Origin of the sequence: Haloarcula sp. R1-2 (assembly GCF_011627385.1) — an archaeon.
GTDB lineage: Archaea > Halobacteriota > Halobacteria > Halobacteriales > Haloarculaceae > Haloarcula > Haloarcula marismortui.
Genome location: NZ_JAANTG010000002.1, coordinates 507,347 through 523,982 on the forward strand (window position 1 = coordinate 507,347; position 16,636 = coordinate 523,982).

A 16,636-nucleotide genomic window follows, 5' to 3' on the forward strand; every position below is an offset into this window, starting at 1 on the left:
CAACCGTGAGCGGGCCCAAACTGGCCGTTGCTGTGATGGCTGTGTCGGCAGTTTGCTGTCCGTGTGGGTGTCAGTGTGTTCTGGTAACACCGCTGTCACCGCGTTCTTTTACGCTTTGCGCACATATCATAGATACCATGAATATGCTCGTTGACGGCGAGTGGCGGACTGACGCATACGAAACTACGAACGAGGACGGGGCCTTCGACCGGCAGGATACAACCTTCCGTGACCGGGTCGAGGACGACCCCGACGCGCGGTTCCAGCCCGAAGCCGGCCGGTACCACCTGTACGCTTGCCGCGCCTGTCCGTGGGCCCACCGGATTCTGGTCGCCCGGAAGCTGCTGGGACTCGAAGACGCCATCACCGTCGACTACGTCGACCCGTTCCGCGGCGAGGACGGCTGGCGGTTCACGCCCGAGAAGGCGGGCTGTACGCCGGATACGGTCAACGGGTCGGACTACCTCCGCGAGGTCTATGTCGAAGCCGACCCCGACGCGACCTGCCGCGTGACAGTGCCGGTGCTGTGGGACAAGCATGAAGAAACCATCGTCAACAACGAGTCCGAAGAGATCCTCCGAATGCTCGATACCGAGTTCGACGACGTGTCGGACAACGACGTTGACCTCTACCCCGAGGGCTATCAAGACGAGGTCGACCGCATCATCGACAACATCTACGAGCCGATCAACAACGGCGTCTATCGGTCTGGCTTCGCCGATAGCCAGTCGGCCTACGACGAGGCCGTCGAGGAACTGTTCGACGCGCTGGACCACTGGGACACTGTCCTCGAAGACCAGCGTTTCCTCGCCGGCGACCGCCTGACCGAGGCGGATATCTGTCTGTTCACGACGCTCGTTCGCTTCGACGAGGTGTATCACACCCACTTCATGTGCAACCACAAGCTCATTCGCGAGTACGACAACCTCTGGCCGTACCTCCGGGACCTCTACCAGCTCCCCGGTGTCGCCGAGACGGTGAACATGGACCACATCACGGAGCACTACTACACCACCCACCCCGACGTGAGCCCGAAGCGTATTGTCCCGATGGGTCCCGACCCTGACTTCGAGGCTGTCCACGACCGCGACGAACTACCGGGCGACCTCCCCGAGACGCTCTTTCCGACGGCGTAACCGGGCAGTATCGCTGTCAGATATCGAACGCTGAGTCGACGCTGTCCCTTTTATACACCCAGTTCTCACCTGTGTTCAATGAGTCGGGTAGATGAGCGAAGACGGGCTGTGAGCCCGGTCATTGGTGTTGTTATCCTTGTCGGCATTGTTGCAATTCTCGCCGCCACCGTCGGCGTGTTCGCGCTCGGCTTCAGCGAACAGCAGCCGACACAGGCCCCACAGGTCGCTATCGTGGCTGACTACAACGAGCGGACCACCGGCAACGGGGAGTATCTGAATCTCAGCTTCAGCAGCGGTGACACCGTCTACAGGAGCAATCTCTCTGTCGTCGTCTCCGGTGCCAAGAGTTCCGGCGGCACCGACGTGACGCTTGACACTAATCCAATACAGGCACAGGCCTCGACGCGGATTACGTCGGGGACAGAAATTACGATACATCAGGGGCAGTTCACCGGCATCCCGAGCGGGGACCATCTGGACCTGCGTGACGCGACGCTGCGACTCGTCTGGAACCCCGCTGACGAACCGGAGTCAGAAACGTACGTTATCTATCGCTGGCCGGACCCGAGCCAGCGCAACTGAGCCGCTTGGGTTTCAGGTGGGACGAAGTCCGTCACTCGGCCAGCGAGAGTGTGACTGCGTCGGTTTCGTAGTCCTCGAGGAACGACCCGGAGCCGCCCAGCGAGACAGTCCGGTCGCCGATATCGACGACCAGCGTGTGTTCGATGGGGTAGGAGTTTGTCTCCGGCTCGACGAGGCCCTGTTTCGTCTCAACGACGGTCCCCTCGATGGTGGTGGTGTCGTCGTCGGCCTGTACCGCCCGCACGTCTGCGGAGACGTGGATATCGTGGTCGGCGCGCAGGTGGAGCGTCGCCTGCAGAACGGCGTGACGGAAGTCGTGGTAGGTGGCCGGGAGCGGAGCCGGGTCGGTGACGGCCACCTCGGTGGCCATCAGCCAGTAGTTCCCGAGGAACGATCCCGACAGTACCGGGACGAGTTGTTGCTGGACGAAGGCGATAGCGCGCTGGTCGGAGTTGGTGCGTGTCACCATTTCGGCCGGCGAGACGAGGCCGAACTGGGCGTCGACGGTGAGCATTATTGGCATCGGCTGGTCCCAGGACCGGACCACGGAGGCCAGCCCACTCGCGTCGTCCGAGCGCAGGTCGTCGGCGCTGCTGACGACCAGCATCACGAGGACGCCACGGTCGACGGCCGCACCCAGTTCTTCCGAAATCTCCGGGAGGTACTGCTGGGGAACCGACAGCATGATCTCGCGCTCCGCGTTCCTGATGTACTCCGTGAGCCGTTTGATGACCGTCACCCGCGACTTGATGACGTCGAACTGCTGGGGTTCTCGCGCACTCGCAGAGTATCGGGAATCGAGTGCCCCGCTCATCTCTTCGAGCCGGTCGGTCAGGGCGTCGATGACCTCCTCGGGTGGCCGGGCGCGGATCGTCGTGGGCACGACGTGGTCGTTGACCTCGACGAACCCGCGGTCTTCGAGCGACTCACTGATGCTGTAGACGTACCGTTTGGAAACGCCGGTGTCGTCGGCGATTTCGCTGGCTGTGGCCTCGCCGCTGCTGAGAATCGACAGGTACGTGTCGACTTCCTTCTCCGACAGGCCCAGTTGTTCCAGCCTGTCCCTGAGAGTCGAATCGTCCATCTGTTCACATCTGGTAACGGCGGCGGATAACTGTGTTTCGGTGCTGTGTAACCCGGAAACGCCTTCGAAGCTGCCGGCACGGGTATCTGCCCTCGACTGCCCGACGCTGGATTTACAAGAATGAAAAACTATTACACCATATTTTATATCCCCTGCAGTGGTGTCTCTCTCTAATGACGCTCCGGACGGCACTCAACGACTTCAAGCGGACGCGGGACCGTCGCCACCAGTTCCCGGGTGAACTCCGCTCTACGACGGGCAGTTTCTCCGGACTCGACAGCCGCTTGGTGCATGTTGACAACGACGGCTCGCTGCGGGACTACTCCTATCCGCTGTGTGGGCTCACAGGAATCGACCGCTCGCGGTTCGGCATCGAAACGGGTTCGACGACGTGGTTCAGCGCCGACGCTGACCAGCGGTATCGCGGTGACGCCGGCGTCGTCGAGACGATCCACGACTGCGGCGACTGGGCCGTCGTCCAGACGGACTGCACCATCGAGCAGGCCCACGTCACCCGGTTCGAACTTCGCGGCGACGCGCCCGCCGACGTGTCGCTTCGGGCGTTCGTCGATTTCGCACCAGACGGACGGACCGGCCAGCAGAGCCTGCTGATGCACGGAAACTCCGTCGAGGCCTACCACCGGTCCGAACACGACTTCATTGGCGTCTCTACCGAACTCGACACTGTTGCGGGCCAGATTCCCGAGCGGTTCTCCGAACTCGTCGATGACGACCCGGTCTCGTTCCCTCGGGACACCGGGGAGCGACGGTACGAGGATACGACGCTCACCGGCGGTGTCCTGCTGTCCGCGCCGTTTGTCGACGGTGGCGTCACGCTGACGACGCTGCTGACGGACACGAACGAAACTGGGCGTGACGCGGCGCTGTCAACCATCAACCGGCTGGTGAGCGACCACTACACCGCTGAGACGCTGCTCGAAGCCGGCCAGGCGCAGCGGCGATGGCGCGTCCCCGCGGAGACGCCGAGCCGCGAAAGCGTCGTGGCCGACCTCAGGGTCCTCTCGCTGCTATCGGCCGCGAACGGGGCCAGAATCGCCGCGCCGGACTTCGACCCGTACTACGTCACCTCCGGCGGCTACGGCTACACGTGGTTCCGCGACGACGCCGAGATATCGGCCTTCCTGCTCGAAGCCGACGGGACGTTCGACCTTGGACTCGATTCGTGGCACCAGCGCTCCGCCGAATTCTACTGTCGCACGCAGCAACCGGACGGGAGCTGGCCCCACCGTGTCTGGCCCGGCGACGAGACGCTCGCGCCAGGCTGGGCGAACGCCCGGCTCGAAAGCGGTTCTGACGCCGACTACCAGGCCGACCAGACCGCGAGCGTCACCAGCTTCCTCGCGACGTATCTCCGGACCGGCGAGCCGGCCGACCCGGAGTGCATCGAAGCCACGCTCGGGCGCGCCGTTGAGAGCATCGACGACACGCTGGCCGACGACGGCCTCCCCATTGCCTGCCAGAACGCCTGGGAGAACATGCAGGGTCGGTTCACGCACACCGCTGCGACCTTCCTGCACGCCTACGCGGCCGTTGCCCGCGCGCCCGTCTGCGCCACGCTCCGAGACCACGCCCGGTCGCAGGCTAAAACAGTGCTGTCCTCGCTGGACGCGCTGTGGACCGGTGACCGCTACGCCCTTCGTGAACACGACGGGACCATCGACGACCGACTGGACTCCGCGACGCTGGCCCTCCCCGCTGCCTGTCGCGTCGCTGCCGAAGCTATCGACCTGCCAGCGGAGACCCGCGACCGGCTCTACACCCACGTCGAGACGACACTTGACGGGCTGGAACGGGACACCGGCGACATCCGCGGTCTCATCCGCTTCGAGGGCGACGACTGGCGGCGTGGCTCGCAAGACCGCGAGAAAATCTGGACCGTCTCGACGGCGTGGGGCGCAAACAGTGCCGCCCAGCTGGGTGCCCTCCTGCGTGACGCCGACGACAGCAGAGCGGCGGCGGCCTACACCCGGTCCCGGGACCTGCTGGGGGAGATTCTTCCCGGCGGCTCACTCGTCCAGTCCAGCGGCTACCTCCCCGAGCAACTGTTCGACGACGGTACGCCGGACTGTGGGACGCCGCTTGGCTGGCCCCACGCACTCCGGCTGGCCACTGTGGCCCACCTCGATGACGCCGGGGAACTCACTGCTGAGCCGCTGAGCGTCCGCGAATAACTCCTTCTACGCGGCCTGTTCACTTCGGAACATCGCGAAGGAATGGAAGAATGTCTGCCTGACCGAAAACAGTGACTGCGGTCGAGAGCAGACTACTGGTATCCTACTGCGGTGCTGCGACAGGCGCGTCCTCGCCGGCTGTGACTGCCTCGCCGGTCTCCGGGTCGAACAGATGGACGGCGGATTCGTCGAACGACACCTGCACACGGTCGCCGATGGCCGGCTCAACGTCGGTGCTGACCCTGGCGATGAAATCCGGCGCGCCATCGCCCTCGAATCCGGTCTTCGATTCGCCCAGGTCGAGATAGAGATAGTTGTCGCTGCCGATGGGTTCGAGCACGTCGACTGTCGCCGGGACGGCGTTCTGGTCGCCGCCGTCGCTGACCGAAACGTGTTCCGGTCGGATACCCAGCACGTACGACCCGCGCTGGATGTCGCCGAAGGCACTGGCGCGGCCGCCCGTGAGGTCATAGGAAAAGTCGTCGTGCACGCCGGTAAGCCGTACGCCGCTGCTGAGCGGCTCCGCGGTCACGTCGAGGAAATTCATCGAGGGCGAGCCGACGAAGCCGCCAACGAACTGGTTGGTCGGGTTCTCGTACACCGTCTTCGGCCGGCCGGCCTGCTGGAGCTTCCCGTCGTTGAGGATGACGATGCGGTCGCCCATGGTCATGGCTTCTTCTTGGTCGTGGGTGACGTAGACAGCCGTAATTCCGAGCTCCTCTTGCAGGCGCTGGATTTCCGTCCGCATCGTCGTCCGGAGCTTCGCGTCGAGGTTGCTGAGTGGCTCGTCGAAGAGGAACACGTCGGGCTCGCGGACGATGGCGCGCCCGAGCGCGACCCGCTGCTTCTGGCCGCCGGAGAGCTGGTCCGGCGTGTCATCAAGCAGGTCGCCGATACCCATCATCTCCGCCGTCTCGGTGACCCGCTCCTGCCGTTCCGCCTTCGAGAGGTCCGTGCTCATCCGGAGGCCAAACGCCATGTTCTGTCGGATGGACTTGTGCGGGTACAGCGCGTAGTTCTGGAACACCATCGCCACGTCGCGCTTGCGGGCGTGGACGTCTGTTACGTCCTCGTCGCCGATGCGGATACGGCCGCTCGTCGGCCGCTCAAGCCCGGCAATCATCCGCAGTGTCGTCGATTTCCCACACCCCGACGGGCCGACGACCGTTACGAACTCCCCATCGTCGATGGACAGGTCGATGTCGTCGACCGCCACGATGGAGCCACCGTCGAACTCCTTGCGGAGACCGTCTAGTTCGAGACTCGCCATTACACGGAGTCTCACACCCATCGCTAATAAGTTTGATGGGATTTTTCATAGAAGTTCTAGCGGAGTCGGTTCGGTTGTGGAACCGAGCGCTGTCAGCGCTCTCTCGTCGCCGGTACCACAACGATATCGCCGACCTCGACTGTCCCGTCGCCGCCGACCGGATTGCCGCTGAGAAGGTCGGTCTCTTCGTCGATGGTGTCGAGTGAGACCTTCGCTGTTCCGTCGCCGAAGTGCAGGACGACCACCAGCGTCTCATCGCCGTCGGTGCGCTCGTACGCGACGACTCTGTCAGCATCGCCTGTCTCGACGGTGTGGGCAACCGGGCACACCCCGGGCGCGCGCAGTGCCGCGTGGTCCGCTCGCAGCGCCACCAGTCGCCGGTGGAAGTCGGTTAAGTCGTTGTCGCCGTCGTGCCAGCGCATCGTCCCGCGTTGCTGTTCGACGCCCCGTTCCTGCCCGGCGTATATCATCGGCGTCCCGGGGAGGGTAAACGTGGCCCCGACAGCCGCCCGTAGTGACGCGGCCCCGTACTGGTCGAGGTAGCGGTCTTCGTCGTGGTTGTCGACATACCGCATGTGGCCGGCACGGTCGGGATAGCCGTGCTCGGCCGTCGCGTCGAGTGCTTCGAACAGCGCCGACGCCGGTTCCGCGCCCGTCCCGATGTCACGGAGCGTGTCGAACAGGTCCGTGTCGTAGTGGAGGTCGAACTCGTTCTCGGCGAAGGCGGCGTCACGCGGCACCGTCTCGTCGAGTAGCAGGAACTCCGGGTCGTCGGCTTTCACCCGCTCCCGGACCTCCTTCCAGAAGCCGTGTGGTACACCCCAGGCAACGTCACAGCGGAACCCGTCGACCACGTCGCGCCACTCTTCGACCACGTCAAGCATCCAGCGCCGAACGTCGAGCGAATCGTAGTTGAGGTTCGGAATCCGTGTCCAGTTGAAGTAGTAACCCGGCGCATCCGTTCCTGCCCAGTCGACGCCGGAGACATCCTGTGACGCCGGGATTCGCTCGTAATAGTCGGCGTACTCGTGGACGCCGGCCCGGTGAAGCTGGAACGCCGGGTGGTCCCGCGAGCTGTGGTTGATGACTAGGTCGAAGACAACCCGAATCCCGGCGTCGTGGAGTCGGTCGACCAGCGACTCGAACTCTTCGCGTGTTCCCAGGTCCTCGGCAGTGTCGAAGAAGTCAGTAATGTGGTAGCCGTGGCGGGTCGGACTTGCCTGAACAGGGGTGAGCCACACTACGTCGACGCCCAGCGACTCGATATAGGGGACCCGCCGCTCGATAGCCTCGAAGGTCGTGTCGACGGTTTCGCCGGCGAACGACCGGACGAATATCTCGTAGATGGTGGCGTCACTGACCCAGGCCGGCGGGTCGGCCGGCCGCGAGACGGACACTGTCTCGCCCGTGCCCGCGTCCTCGCTTTCCCTGCCACACTCCACGATTAGCGTGTCCGCGACACTGTGGCGCTCTGCGACAGCGACGGCGTGAATTCGGGCCATCTCCGGCAGGCTTTCGTGTGGCACCCGGAGTTCGTCGCCGTCGATGGTCACGGCCGACTCTTCCAGCGCGTCGCGGCCGTCAAGATAGAACTCGACTTCCGGTTCGCTCCCCGACGGGGCCGCGCGGGCGTCCGCCGAGACGACGACATCCTCGCCCTCTGCCGCACCGGTGAGTTCGACCCGGGGGCGACCGGGGCCTTCGACGGTGACTTCGTCGGTCGCGGTCGATTCGAAGGAGCCGTCGAAACTGAAAATGGCGTGGTGGGTTCCCGGTGGGAGTTCGGCCTCGATGACCCACTCGTCGCCGTCGCGCTCGGCCCAGTGGGTTCCCATCGTGAAGTCGTTGAACGTTCCGATGACGATGGCGCGGTCGGCGACGGTGAGCTCGTCGCCGTCGAAGTCGTCCGCTGTGACGCTGAATCGAGCCGTCTCGGTGACGCCCGGGAACGCTCGGATGACTTGCTCGTGCGTGCCGTCCGGCACGATTAGCTCGGCTCGATAGACGCCCGGTGTGTCTGGTTCGAGGTGACCGATTGGGCCGTCGCCAAGCGTTGCCGTACTCGCAGCTGGCCGCTTGACTAGCCGCCACTCGGCAGCCATGTCGGGGTCGGGCTGGCGCGGGGCCAGTTCCACCAATTCGCCGACGGTGGCGAACCGCGGCGGTCCTGGATGATGCATACGCCTACGGTGCGGGGTCGGTACTGTGAGTGTTACGCTTCTGGTTGGATTTTAGAAAAAATATTACCTCGTTTATTTTCCCACGCCATATTTGCTGAAACCGATACACGGCGAAGCGGTTTCGCACCGATTCTCGAAATCTATCATCATTGTATCCTTCTATTTCCGAATGATTTAAGTTATGAAGGACTATTTCATCCCATATCTATCCATGACAATGGAACGACGGACGGTGCTCAAACGGATCGGCGGTGTCGGGGCGGCTACAGCCCTTGCTGGCTGTAGTGTGCAAGAGCAGGGCAGTGGCGGCTCAGAGGGGGAAACGGCTTCCGGCGACGGATCGGGCGATGGGGCAAGCGGCGGGAGTCAGCAGTCCGGCGGGACCGCGACGGCGTGGTACCAGCTTCAGGACTCGGAGATACCCGCACGCGAGGCCGCGATGGAGTCGTTCGCGGGCGAGACGGAGTTCGGCGTCGACGGGTCGGACATCTCCAATATGGAAAAGAAGACCACGAGCGCGATTCCGGCCGGGCAGGGGCCGGAGGTTTTCGAGTGGGCACACGACTGGGTGGGCGACTACTACCAGCGCGAGTTCGTCGTCGACCAGTCCGACGAACTCTCCGTGAGCTTAGACCAGTTCACGGACGCCGCCGCCTCCGCCGTCCAGTTCGACGACGCCGTCGTCGGCCTCCCGCACTCGGCGGAGACGGTGACGCTCATCTACAACACGGACATCGTCGACGAAGCGCCCGAGACTATCGACGACATGGTGTCGGCCATGGAATCGTACCACGACCCGAGCAGCAGCCAGTACGGCCTCGCCGCGCCGTTTGACCCGTACTTCACGAGCGGGTGGATACAGGCCTTCGGTGGCTACTACTTCGACCCGGAGCAGGACCCGGCGCTCGGGCTGGATGCCGATGAAGCTATCGAGGGGCTCCAGTTCGCTCTCGACACCCTCCGTCCGTACATGCCCGACGACCCGAACTACGAACCGCAGGCTGCGACGTTCTCCGAGGGGAACGCCGCCTTCGCGGTCAACGGACCGTGGTATCTGGCGACGCTGAACCAGAGCGACGTGAACTACGAAGTGGCGACGTTCCCCGATATCAACGGCGGCGAGGTGACGCCGTACACCGGCATCTCGATGTGGTACTTCGCGGATGGGATGAGCGAGGGCGGGGCCGACGCCACGGCCGCCCGGAACTTCGTCGAGTGGTTCGCTACCAACGAGGACCACGCCACGCGACTCGCCGAGGAGCAGGGTTCGATTCCGGTGCTCGACAGCCTCGTCGGCAGCGACGAACTCCCCGACCACGTCCAGACGTACTCCCAGACCGTCAGCCAGGGGGTCCCGATGCCGACCGACCCGCGCATGAACAAGGTGTGGTCGCCGCTTGAGAACGCTCTTATCGAGGCGTTCAACGGCGATTCGAGCGCCGAGGATGCGCTGACAACCGCCGCCGAGGAAATCCGCAGCAACTGGGAGTAAGAAGCGCCCATGAGTACCGTTTCACGAGCGGCGGACCGCATCGAGTCGGTCCCGTTTCTGACGCGGGACGACGCGTCGTTACTGTTAGTGCTCCCGGGGCTGTTCGTCTTCTCGGCGTTCATGCTGTTCCCGGTCCTCTATCTGCTGGGGATCTCCTTTACCAACGCCCAGCCGGCGAATCTATTCGCCGGCGAGGGCGTCGTTGCCGTGCTCACGTTCGGTGACGCGCTGTTCGTCGGGCTGGAGAACTACGCTGACGTGCTGACTGACGGCCAGTTCTGGAACTCCTTCGGTGTCACCTGGCTGTTTGTCGCCACGAGCGTCACGCTCAAAATCGGAGCGAGTCTGGCTATCGCACTCGTCGTGACCAGCGAACTCGTCCGTGGCAAGCGTGTCCTGCGCTCGCTCATCATCTTCCCGATGGGGCTGCCGCCGATTTTCACTATCACCGTGTGGCGCGGCATCTTCAGTTCCGCCGAGTTCGGACTGATGAACCAGCTACTGACCGCGTTCGGGGCGAGTTCGGTCGCGTGGCTCTCGGGCCGCTGGACTGCCTTCGTCGCATACAACGTCACGGAGGCGTGGCTGGCGTACCCGTTCATGGTCATCATCACCGTCAGCGCACTCCAGGACGTGCCCGAAGAACTCCACGAGGCGGCCGTCGTCGACGGCGCGGGGTTCCTGGCACGCTTTGCCCACATCACCCTGCCGTCGATCAAGCGGCCCGTCCTGTTTGCGTCGATTCTGACATCTGCGGCGTCGTTCCAGCAGTTCCTCATTCCGTTCGTGTTCAACCAAGGCGGCCCGGCACGGGCGAACGAACTCATCGTCGTCTACGGCTATCGTGAGGCACTGTCGTTCCAGCAGTACGGTCGTGGTGCGGCCATCAGCATCATCGCGCTCGTATTCATCGGCGCGTTCATGTGGCTCAACGTCAAGAAAGGGAAACTCGCCGACGGGGTGAATGACTGATGCTACTCGGTGCAATCGCCCGGAAGCTCAGCGATGACATCAAGACATTCGCCACGATGCCCGCCCGAACCGTTCGAAAGTGGTCCTACACTGTGCAGGCGGTCCGTCGCGGCGAGCTACCCGCGTCGGAGGTTCTGAAGGTCATCCTCTCGACGATTGGCGCGACACTGGTGGTGCTGGCACTTCTCTTTCCCATCTACTGGATTCTGATGGCGGCTCTCTCCGGCTCCGGCAGCTCGCTGTACACCTCCGAGAGCTTCTCGTTGCTGCCCTCGAACCCGACGGTCAAACCGTTCATCTGGGTTATCGGCGACCTCATCGTCCCGTCGTATTCGATCTCCGCCGCCATTCCGTTCACCGACCTCGCTTTCGTGTTCCAGACGCCGGGGATCGAAATTCTGGACGCCTCTGACTACGGCGTTGACCGCCCGTCGGAGTTCAAGCACTTCCTCTGGAACAGCCTCATGGTGGCGATTCCAACAGTCCTGATTGCGATGTCGCTCATCATTCCGGCGGCCTATGCGCTCTCGCGCCGGGAGTTCATCCTCCGTCGGAAGGTGCTGTTCCTCTACGTGTTGATGACGCAGGTCGGAGGCGGTCTCGGCGTGGCCTTGCTCATCGGGATGTACGCGCTGTACGTCCAGTTCGGCATCAACGACAGCAAACTGGCGCTTGCGGTGTACTACGCGGCGACCGCCGTGCCGTTCAACACGTGGCTGCTGAAGACGTACATGGACGGCATCCCGGTCTCCTACGAGGAGGCCGCCGTCGTCGACGGCGCGCCGCCGTGGCGCGTGGTGACGGAGGTCATTATCCCGATGTCGACCGCTGGGCTGGCGACGGTGTTCATCTTCGTCTTCCTCACCGGCTGGACGGAGTTCGTCGTCGCCCAGACGCTGCTGGGGACGGAGAACTACACGCTACCGGTCGGCCTGTACGCGATGGTCGACGAGTACTCCATCCCGTGGGCGCGCTTCTCCGCGTTCGCGCTCACCTTCGCCTCGCCGATCATGCTGGCGTACCTGTTCGCCCAGCGCTACATCGAAGGCGGCCTCTCCTTCAGCGGGATGGAAGGTTAGGCCGGCGCGACGCCCGCCGTCATCCAGCAGCCCTCGTAGGGCGCTTCGGTCTGCTTTTCGACCGTCCACCGGTAGCTCGTCGTCGCTCCGGTCCCGTTGACGACCGTCACCGGCTGTGAGGTGGTGTCGCCGTCGCGGTCCAGCGGCCCGTACCGCACGCCCGTCGCGTTCAGGAGCGGTTCGAATCCGCTCTGGATTGTCCGGACGAAGTTCGCGTACGGTCCTGTCAGGTCCCGGTTCGACGGGGACGCGAACTGCCAGGTGGTGTTGATGCCCTCGTTCGTCGCTGGGTCGTTGTTCTGCAGCGCCAGCACCTGAATGTGGACGACAAGTCCCGGCGGCCGCTCGCAGTTCGGTCGTAGTTCGAGGACCCGCGGCTGTGTCACGGCCGACCTGTTGGCGTCGACGGAGACGTTGCCCCAGTACCCGCTCGTCGTCTCCGCCGCTTCCGGCTCATCCGTCGGCACGGCGGCGGGCGTTACCGTCGCCTCGGAGGGTGCCTCTCCGCCGCTGCCGAACAGCGCCCCGCAACCGGCCAGCGAAACGAGAACGGCGATCGCGACGAGCACGAGCGGCCGAACGGCTGTCATACCCCTGTATTGGGGTGGAACCCCTTCGGTGTTCTGTCACCGTGTCCGCGCGCTGTGTCGCCTGGCAGCGGCCGAGCTGTCACGCGAGCCGGTCCTCGACCGCGTCGATGTCGCCCGGTTCGTTGACGTTGTGACACCACCCGTCGAGTTCGACCGCCTCGACGCGGTGACCGGCACTCAGCAACAGGTCGATTGCGTCGGGGAGTTCGTACTCGCCGCGTTCGGAAGGTCGCGTCAGCACGCAGGCGTGGCCGATAGCCGGTTCGAAGACAAAGAAGCCCCGCGTGACCAGTGTCGACGGTGGGTCCGATGGCTTTTCGACGAGGCCGGTCACCCGGCCCTCGCTGTCTGTCGTGACGACACCGGTCGACCTGGCTTCCGCCCGCGACACGCTCTCGACGAGTAGCGTCGCGCTGGCGTCAGTCTCGCGGTGACGGGCAATCGCGTCGCTCAGGTTCGCCCGGCAGACGTTGTCGCCGTTCAGCACGACGAAGGTTCCGTCGACGGCGGATCTGGCCTGTTCGAGCGCATGGGCAAGCCCCAGTTGCTCGTCCTGCCGGACGTACGCTATCGGCGTGCCTCGGTACTGGTCGCCGTAGTGAGACAGGATGTCGTCGGCGCGGTAGCCGATAACGACGACCAGCCGGTCGACGCCGACTGACCGTAGCGTCTCGAAGCAGTGTGTCAGCAGCGGCTTTCCGGCCACCTCGACCAGTCCCTTCGGCTTGTCTGCAGTGAGCGGTCGCATCCGCGTCCCTTCGCCGGCAGCGAGCACGACGCCGTCCATATTTGGTCCCATGCTCGTGCCGGCTAAATGCCTGTGGACGAGCGGGTTCTGTCTGTGGCCCGCCAACAGTCCGTATGGCTGAGGAGTGTGATACCTGCGCCCGGTCGGTCACCGTTGAGGAAGCCATTCGCCGGGCGACGTTCGGTGACCTCGACACCGACCGCTGGCAGACGCTGTACTGTCCAGATTGTGGTGCGCGGCTCCGGACGTTATTCGTTGGGGCGCACTCCTGACGGGGAAAGAGACAGGTGGCAGTGGCGTGTGACTCTAACACATGGAAGACGAAGCGTGGCGCTCGGTCGACATCATCCGGGACAACGACGGCATACCGCACGTCCTCCAGCAGAAGATGCTGGTGTTCACCAGCGGCGTCTCCGAGGAGTCGGCTGGCTACACCAAGCCGGCGATGGAACACCGGCTCGTCCCGCTCAAGGACCTCACGAAATTCGGGCGGTCATGACCTTTCGTCGGGGCAGTCAGCGCTCCGACCGATAGCCCGAAGACCGACTGGTTGGCCAAAAAACACCTCGGGATACACTTTTGCGCCCGTCGGAACGAGTATTCATAATGGCGGAACCGCTGTACGTCGGCGTCGATCGAAGCGACGAGTCCTGGGTCGCTGTGGCGTTCACCGGCGACGGCTTCGACCACACGTCCGTGTTCGATAGTATCGGCGCGTGCTGGGCAGCTTACGAGGAGCGCGCCCGCCGGATTCTGGTCGGGGTGCCGATCGGACTTGTCGAATCCGGCGAGCCGGACCGCCGGTGTGATGAACTCGCTCGGTCAGTTCTTGGTGAGCGAAGCACGACGGTCCGCACGCCGCCAGTGCGAGAAGCGACCCGGAAACAGCGATACTCGACGGCCAATCGCGTCCACAAGCGCAAGACTGGACACGAACTCTCCGAGCGGGCGTTCGCACGGAGCGACAGTCTCGCCCGAGTCGACGAACTCCTGCAGGAACTGCCCGAGGCCGCCGCTGCCATTCGGGAGTCTCATCCGGAAGTCTGCTTCCGAGCACTTGGCGGCGAGCCGCTCACTCACCCGAAGCACACTGCCGGAGGGTACGCTGAGCGGATGCGGATTCTCGCGCATTACGACCGTGACGCAGCCCCGACAGTCCAGAAAGCCGCCGAAGCGACCGGTGGCACAGCGGTGGCCGTCGACGACGTGCTGGACGCCGTCGCTCTCGCGTACACAGCACAGCCGGGTGATGGAGAACTGTACACGCTCCCGCCCGAGCCGCCGCGAGATGCGACGGGGCTGCCGATGGAAATCGTCTATCGGGCAGCGTCGCCACTGATGACGTAGTGACGCGCCGGCGAGCGCTGTTGCTCGTCGTGAGTTATGTACGTGCCAGCGACACTGCCGTGTACGCTATGGTACACCGCGACCGCTGACAAGTGATTATAGTGCTAGACTGTAGACAGAAGCCGTCTTACAGTCGCGTGAGGTTGGTCGCACGCGGACCCTTGTCCGCCTGCTCGATGTCGAACTCGACTTCCTGCCCCTCTTCGAGGTCAGGGCCGCCGACGTCTTCCATGTGGAAGAAGACGTCTTCGTCCGCATCGTCGGTTTCGATGAAGCCGTAACCACCAGTGTCGTTGAAGAAGTCGACAGTGCCTTCCGCCATTGTTAGAGCCTCGTGACGTTGTTGGCGCGCGGACCCTTGTCCGCCTGCTCGATGTCAAATTCGAGCTCCTGTCCTTCCTCGAGGTCCGGGCCGCCGATGTCTTCCATGTGGAAGAAGACGTCCTCGTCCGCGTCCTCAGTGTCGATGAAACCGTAACCGCCAGTGTCGTTGAAGAAATCAACCGTTCCTTTCGCCATTGCAACCAAAGAGATGCCAGCACCACGGATAACAGTGTCGGTACGATGCTCTGGTGGGAAACAGAAAGATCCGACCGCTGTCTGGCGATTAGGGGGTGTGTAATACTGTCATGGCACATGCGCCGCCGGCTCTCCCGGCTGGCTATAGACGCCACGGCGTCGCGTTCGGTCTTACCGGATCACTAACCAAATGGAATTAGCCGTTCGAGCACAAGTCATAATTATGTACCGTGGTGGCCGGGCCCGCCTTGCGCCGTGGCTGCTTGCTGGCTTCGGACTCGCGTTCACAGGTGCGGCCATCGTCTGGCACCTCGGTATCGAGACACAGCGTATCGGACAGGTCGGCGGCCCTGCGCTCGCGTTGGCCCTCGACGGGCTACTGCCGCTGGTGCTAGTGTATGGCAGCTATCGCCTCGTCTCGTCGTCGACACCGGGTGCGCAGATCTGGACCGTCTTCGTCTGGAGCGTTATCGGCAGCCTTGCAGTCGGGGCTGTCATCGGTTTGAGCGTCTTTATCCGCATGATGGAGGGTCGAACAATCGCCGAACCGGTGTTCGTCACCCTGTTGGCGATGGAGACGGGCGCTGTCACGGGACTCATCGCGGGCACGCTTGCGGTTCGGGCCCGTCAGGATGCCAGTCGCGCGACCCGAACCGCGAACACGCTGTCGTTCGTCAACGACCTGTTTCGACACGATATCGCGAACGGACTCGTCGTTATTGATGGCCGCGCGACGATCATTCGACGGAACGCCGACTCGGACACGGTTCAAACGGCAGCGGACGCGATCCACGAGCAGGTAACCGAACTCGATAGCTTGGTCGACAACGCCGGGGCGGTCGTTGAGACCCTCAGTTCCGACCCGGCATTCGAACCGACCGACATCGTCGGGATTGCCGAGGCGGTGATACAGCGAATCGAGCAAACACATCCCATCACCATCGAACTTCAAGCCCCGGACAGCGCAATGGCATACACCAACGAGGCCGCTCGCCCGGTTCTCCGGAACCTCATCGAGAACGCTATCGAACACGGGACGCCGGCAGCAGAACTCTCCGCTGAGGGGACCGCGACGGACGGAGCAGCGCTGCCGAGCGAGGCACAGCGGGCGGAGACGACAGAGTTGACGGGAGACAGATATCATCAGCCATCGGTGTTCGTCGCAATCTGCGAGACCGACGATGTCATCGAGACCCACGTTGTCGACGACGGTCCGGGAATTCCCGACGACCAGCGTGACAGCGTTTTCGACCCGCGGGCGGGCGACACGCACGGCGGCGGACTCCATCTCGTCGAAACGCTCGTTACGAGTTTCGGCGGCGATATCTCCCTCGCTGACACCGCCAGCAAAACCGACGCGGCCTTCCCCGACACCGACCTTGACGGCGCGCACTTCGTCGTCGAACTCCCGCGAGCGTGACACCTGTCCGCACGACCGACGTTTC

At 63.8% G+C, this 16,636-nt stretch carries 17 protein-coding genes; 10 read left to right on the top strand and 7 right to left on the bottom strand.

Annotated elements, in window-relative coordinates; all coding sequences use genetic code 11:
* Nucleotides 1-137 precede the first annotated feature (137 nt).
* Both G9C82_RS10710 and G9C82_RS10715 read left to right on the top strand, forming a co-directional pair.
* Nucleotides 138-1,136 (top strand): glutathione S-transferase family protein, encoded by a 999-nt coding sequence (locus tag G9C82_RS10710; protein ID WP_127014073.1) that lies wholly within the window; start codon nucleotides 138-140, stop codon nucleotides 1,134-1,136.
* A gap of 108 nt (nucleotides 1,137-1,244) precedes the next feature.
* Nucleotides 1,245-1,718 (top strand): type IV pilin, encoded by a 474-nt coding sequence (locus tag G9C82_RS10715; RefSeq protein WP_127014434.1) that lies wholly within the window; start codon nucleotides 1,245-1,247, stop codon nucleotides 1,716-1,718.
* 31 nt (nucleotides 1,719-1,749) lie between these two features.
* Here G9C82_RS10715 and G9C82_RS10720 read toward each other — a convergent pair whose 3' ends face one another.
* Complete coding sequence (locus G9C82_RS10720) at nucleotides 1,750-2,802, bottom strand: TrmB family transcriptional regulator (RefSeq protein WP_004959024.1); 1,053 nt, start codon at nucleotides 2,800-2,802, stop codon at nucleotides 1,750-1,752.
* Between the two features lie 173 nt (nucleotides 2,803-2,975).
* On the opposite strand from G9C82_RS10720, the gene G9C82_RS10725 reads away from it, so the two are divergent.
* Nucleotides 2,976-4,994, top strand: coding sequence for a glycoside hydrolase family 15 protein (locus G9C82_RS10725; protein WP_127014074.1), 2,019 nt, complete (start codon nucleotides 2,976-2,978; stop codon nucleotides 4,992-4,994).
* A gap of 103 nt (nucleotides 4,995-5,097) precedes the next feature.
* Here G9C82_RS10725 and G9C82_RS10730 read toward each other — a convergent pair whose 3' ends face one another.
* Both G9C82_RS10730 and G9C82_RS10735 read right to left on the bottom strand, forming a co-directional pair.
* Nucleotides 5,098-6,264: an ABC transporter ATP-binding protein gene (locus tag G9C82_RS10730; protein WP_127014075.1), complete on the bottom strand. Its 1,167-nt coding sequence runs from the start codon at nucleotides 6,262-6,264 to the stop codon at nucleotides 5,098-5,100.
* A gap of 92 nt (nucleotides 6,265-6,356) precedes the next feature.
* Entirely contained in the window at nucleotides 6,357-8,444 is a 2,088-nt protein-coding gene (locus G9C82_RS10735; RefSeq protein WP_127014076.1) for an alpha-amylase family glycosyl hydrolase, read from the bottom strand.
* Nucleotides 8,445-8,655: 211 nt separating this feature from the next.
* Here G9C82_RS10735 and G9C82_RS10740 point away from each other — a divergent pair, with 211 nt between their 5' ends.
* Genes G9C82_RS10740 through G9C82_RS10750 form a run of 3 tightly spaced genes read left to right on the top strand, consistent with a single transcriptional unit; the run spans nucleotide 8,656 to nucleotide 11,987 of the window.
* Nucleotides 8,656-9,936: an extracellular solute-binding protein gene (locus tag G9C82_RS10740; RefSeq protein ID WP_174789923.1), complete on the top strand. Its 1,281-nt coding sequence runs from the start codon at nucleotides 8,656-8,658 to the stop codon at nucleotides 9,934-9,936.
* A 9-nt stretch (nucleotides 9,937-9,945) separates the two neighbouring features.
* Nucleotides 9,946-10,908 (top strand): carbohydrate ABC transporter permease, encoded by a 963-nt coding sequence (locus G9C82_RS10745; protein ID WP_011224170.1) that lies wholly within the window; start codon nucleotides 9,946-9,948, stop codon nucleotides 10,906-10,908.
* Nucleotides 10,908-11,987 carry a sugar ABC transporter permease gene (locus G9C82_RS10750; RefSeq protein ID WP_127014078.1) on the top strand — a complete coding sequence of 360 codons (1,080 nt, stop codon included), beginning with the start codon at nucleotides 10,908-10,910 and terminating at the stop codon, nucleotides 11,985-11,987. Before G9C82_RS10745 ends, G9C82_RS10750 begins: the two co-directional genes overlap by 1 nt.
* On the opposite strand, the gene G9C82_RS10755 is transcribed toward G9C82_RS10750, so the two are convergent.
* Complete coding sequence (locus G9C82_RS10755; RefSeq protein WP_127014079.1) at nucleotides 11,984-12,577, bottom strand: DUF4864 domain-containing protein; 594 nt, start codon at nucleotides 12,575-12,577, stop codon at nucleotides 11,984-11,986. The two genes, G9C82_RS10750 and G9C82_RS10755, sit on opposite strands and share 4 nt — an antisense overlap.
* Before the next feature lie 79 nt (nucleotides 12,578-12,656).
* Nucleotides 12,657-13,364 carry a nucleotidyltransferase family protein gene (locus G9C82_RS10760; RefSeq protein ID WP_127014080.1) on the bottom strand — a complete coding sequence of 236 codons (708 nt, stop codon included), beginning with the start codon at nucleotides 13,362-13,364 and terminating at the stop codon, nucleotides 12,657-12,659.
* 74 nt (nucleotides 13,365-13,438) lie between these two features.
* On the opposite strand from G9C82_RS10760, the gene G9C82_RS10765 reads away from it, so the two are divergent.
* The 3 genes from G9C82_RS10765 to G9C82_RS10775 all read left to right on the top strand — a co-directional run bounded on the left by G9C82_RS10765 (nucleotide 13,439) and on the right by G9C82_RS10775 (nucleotide 14,672).
* The gene (locus G9C82_RS10765; protein WP_164734754.1) at nucleotides 13,439-13,597 is read left to right on the top strand and encodes a hypothetical protein; all 159 of its coding nucleotides are present in this window, start codon (nucleotides 13,439-13,441) and stop codon (nucleotides 13,595-13,597) included.
* A gap of 41 nt (nucleotides 13,598-13,638) precedes the next feature.
* Nucleotides 13,639-13,824 carry a hypothetical protein gene (locus tag G9C82_RS10770; RefSeq protein ID WP_004959004.1) on the top strand — a complete coding sequence of 62 codons (186 nt, stop codon included), beginning with the start codon at nucleotides 13,639-13,641 and terminating at the stop codon, nucleotides 13,822-13,824.
* A 107-nt stretch (nucleotides 13,825-13,931) separates the two neighbouring features.
* Nucleotides 13,932-14,672 carry a DUF429 domain-containing protein gene (locus G9C82_RS10775; RefSeq protein ID WP_004959001.1) on the top strand — a complete coding sequence of 247 codons (741 nt, stop codon included), beginning with the start codon at nucleotides 13,932-13,934 and terminating at the stop codon, nucleotides 14,670-14,672.
* Between the two features lie 127 nt (nucleotides 14,673-14,799).
* On the opposite strand, the gene G9C82_RS10780 is transcribed toward G9C82_RS10775, so the two are convergent.
* A complete protein-coding gene (locus G9C82_RS10780; RefSeq protein WP_004515391.1) occupies nucleotides 14,800-14,994 on the bottom strand; it encodes a cold-shock protein in 195 nt (64 codons plus the stop codon).
* 2 nt (nucleotides 14,995-14,996) lie between these two features.
* Nucleotides 14,997-15,191 carry a cold-shock protein gene (locus G9C82_RS10785; RefSeq protein ID WP_004515390.1) on the bottom strand — a complete coding sequence of 65 codons (195 nt, stop codon included), beginning with the start codon at nucleotides 15,189-15,191 and terminating at the stop codon, nucleotides 14,997-14,999.
* Between the two features lie 223 nt (nucleotides 15,192-15,414).
* On the opposite strand from G9C82_RS10785, the gene G9C82_RS10790 reads away from it, so the two are divergent.
* A complete protein-coding gene (locus G9C82_RS10790) occupies nucleotides 15,415-16,611 on the top strand; it encodes an ATP-binding protein (protein WP_241244097.1) in 1,197 nt (398 codons plus the stop codon).
* The last annotated feature ends 25 nt before the right edge of the window (nucleotides 16,612-16,636 follow it).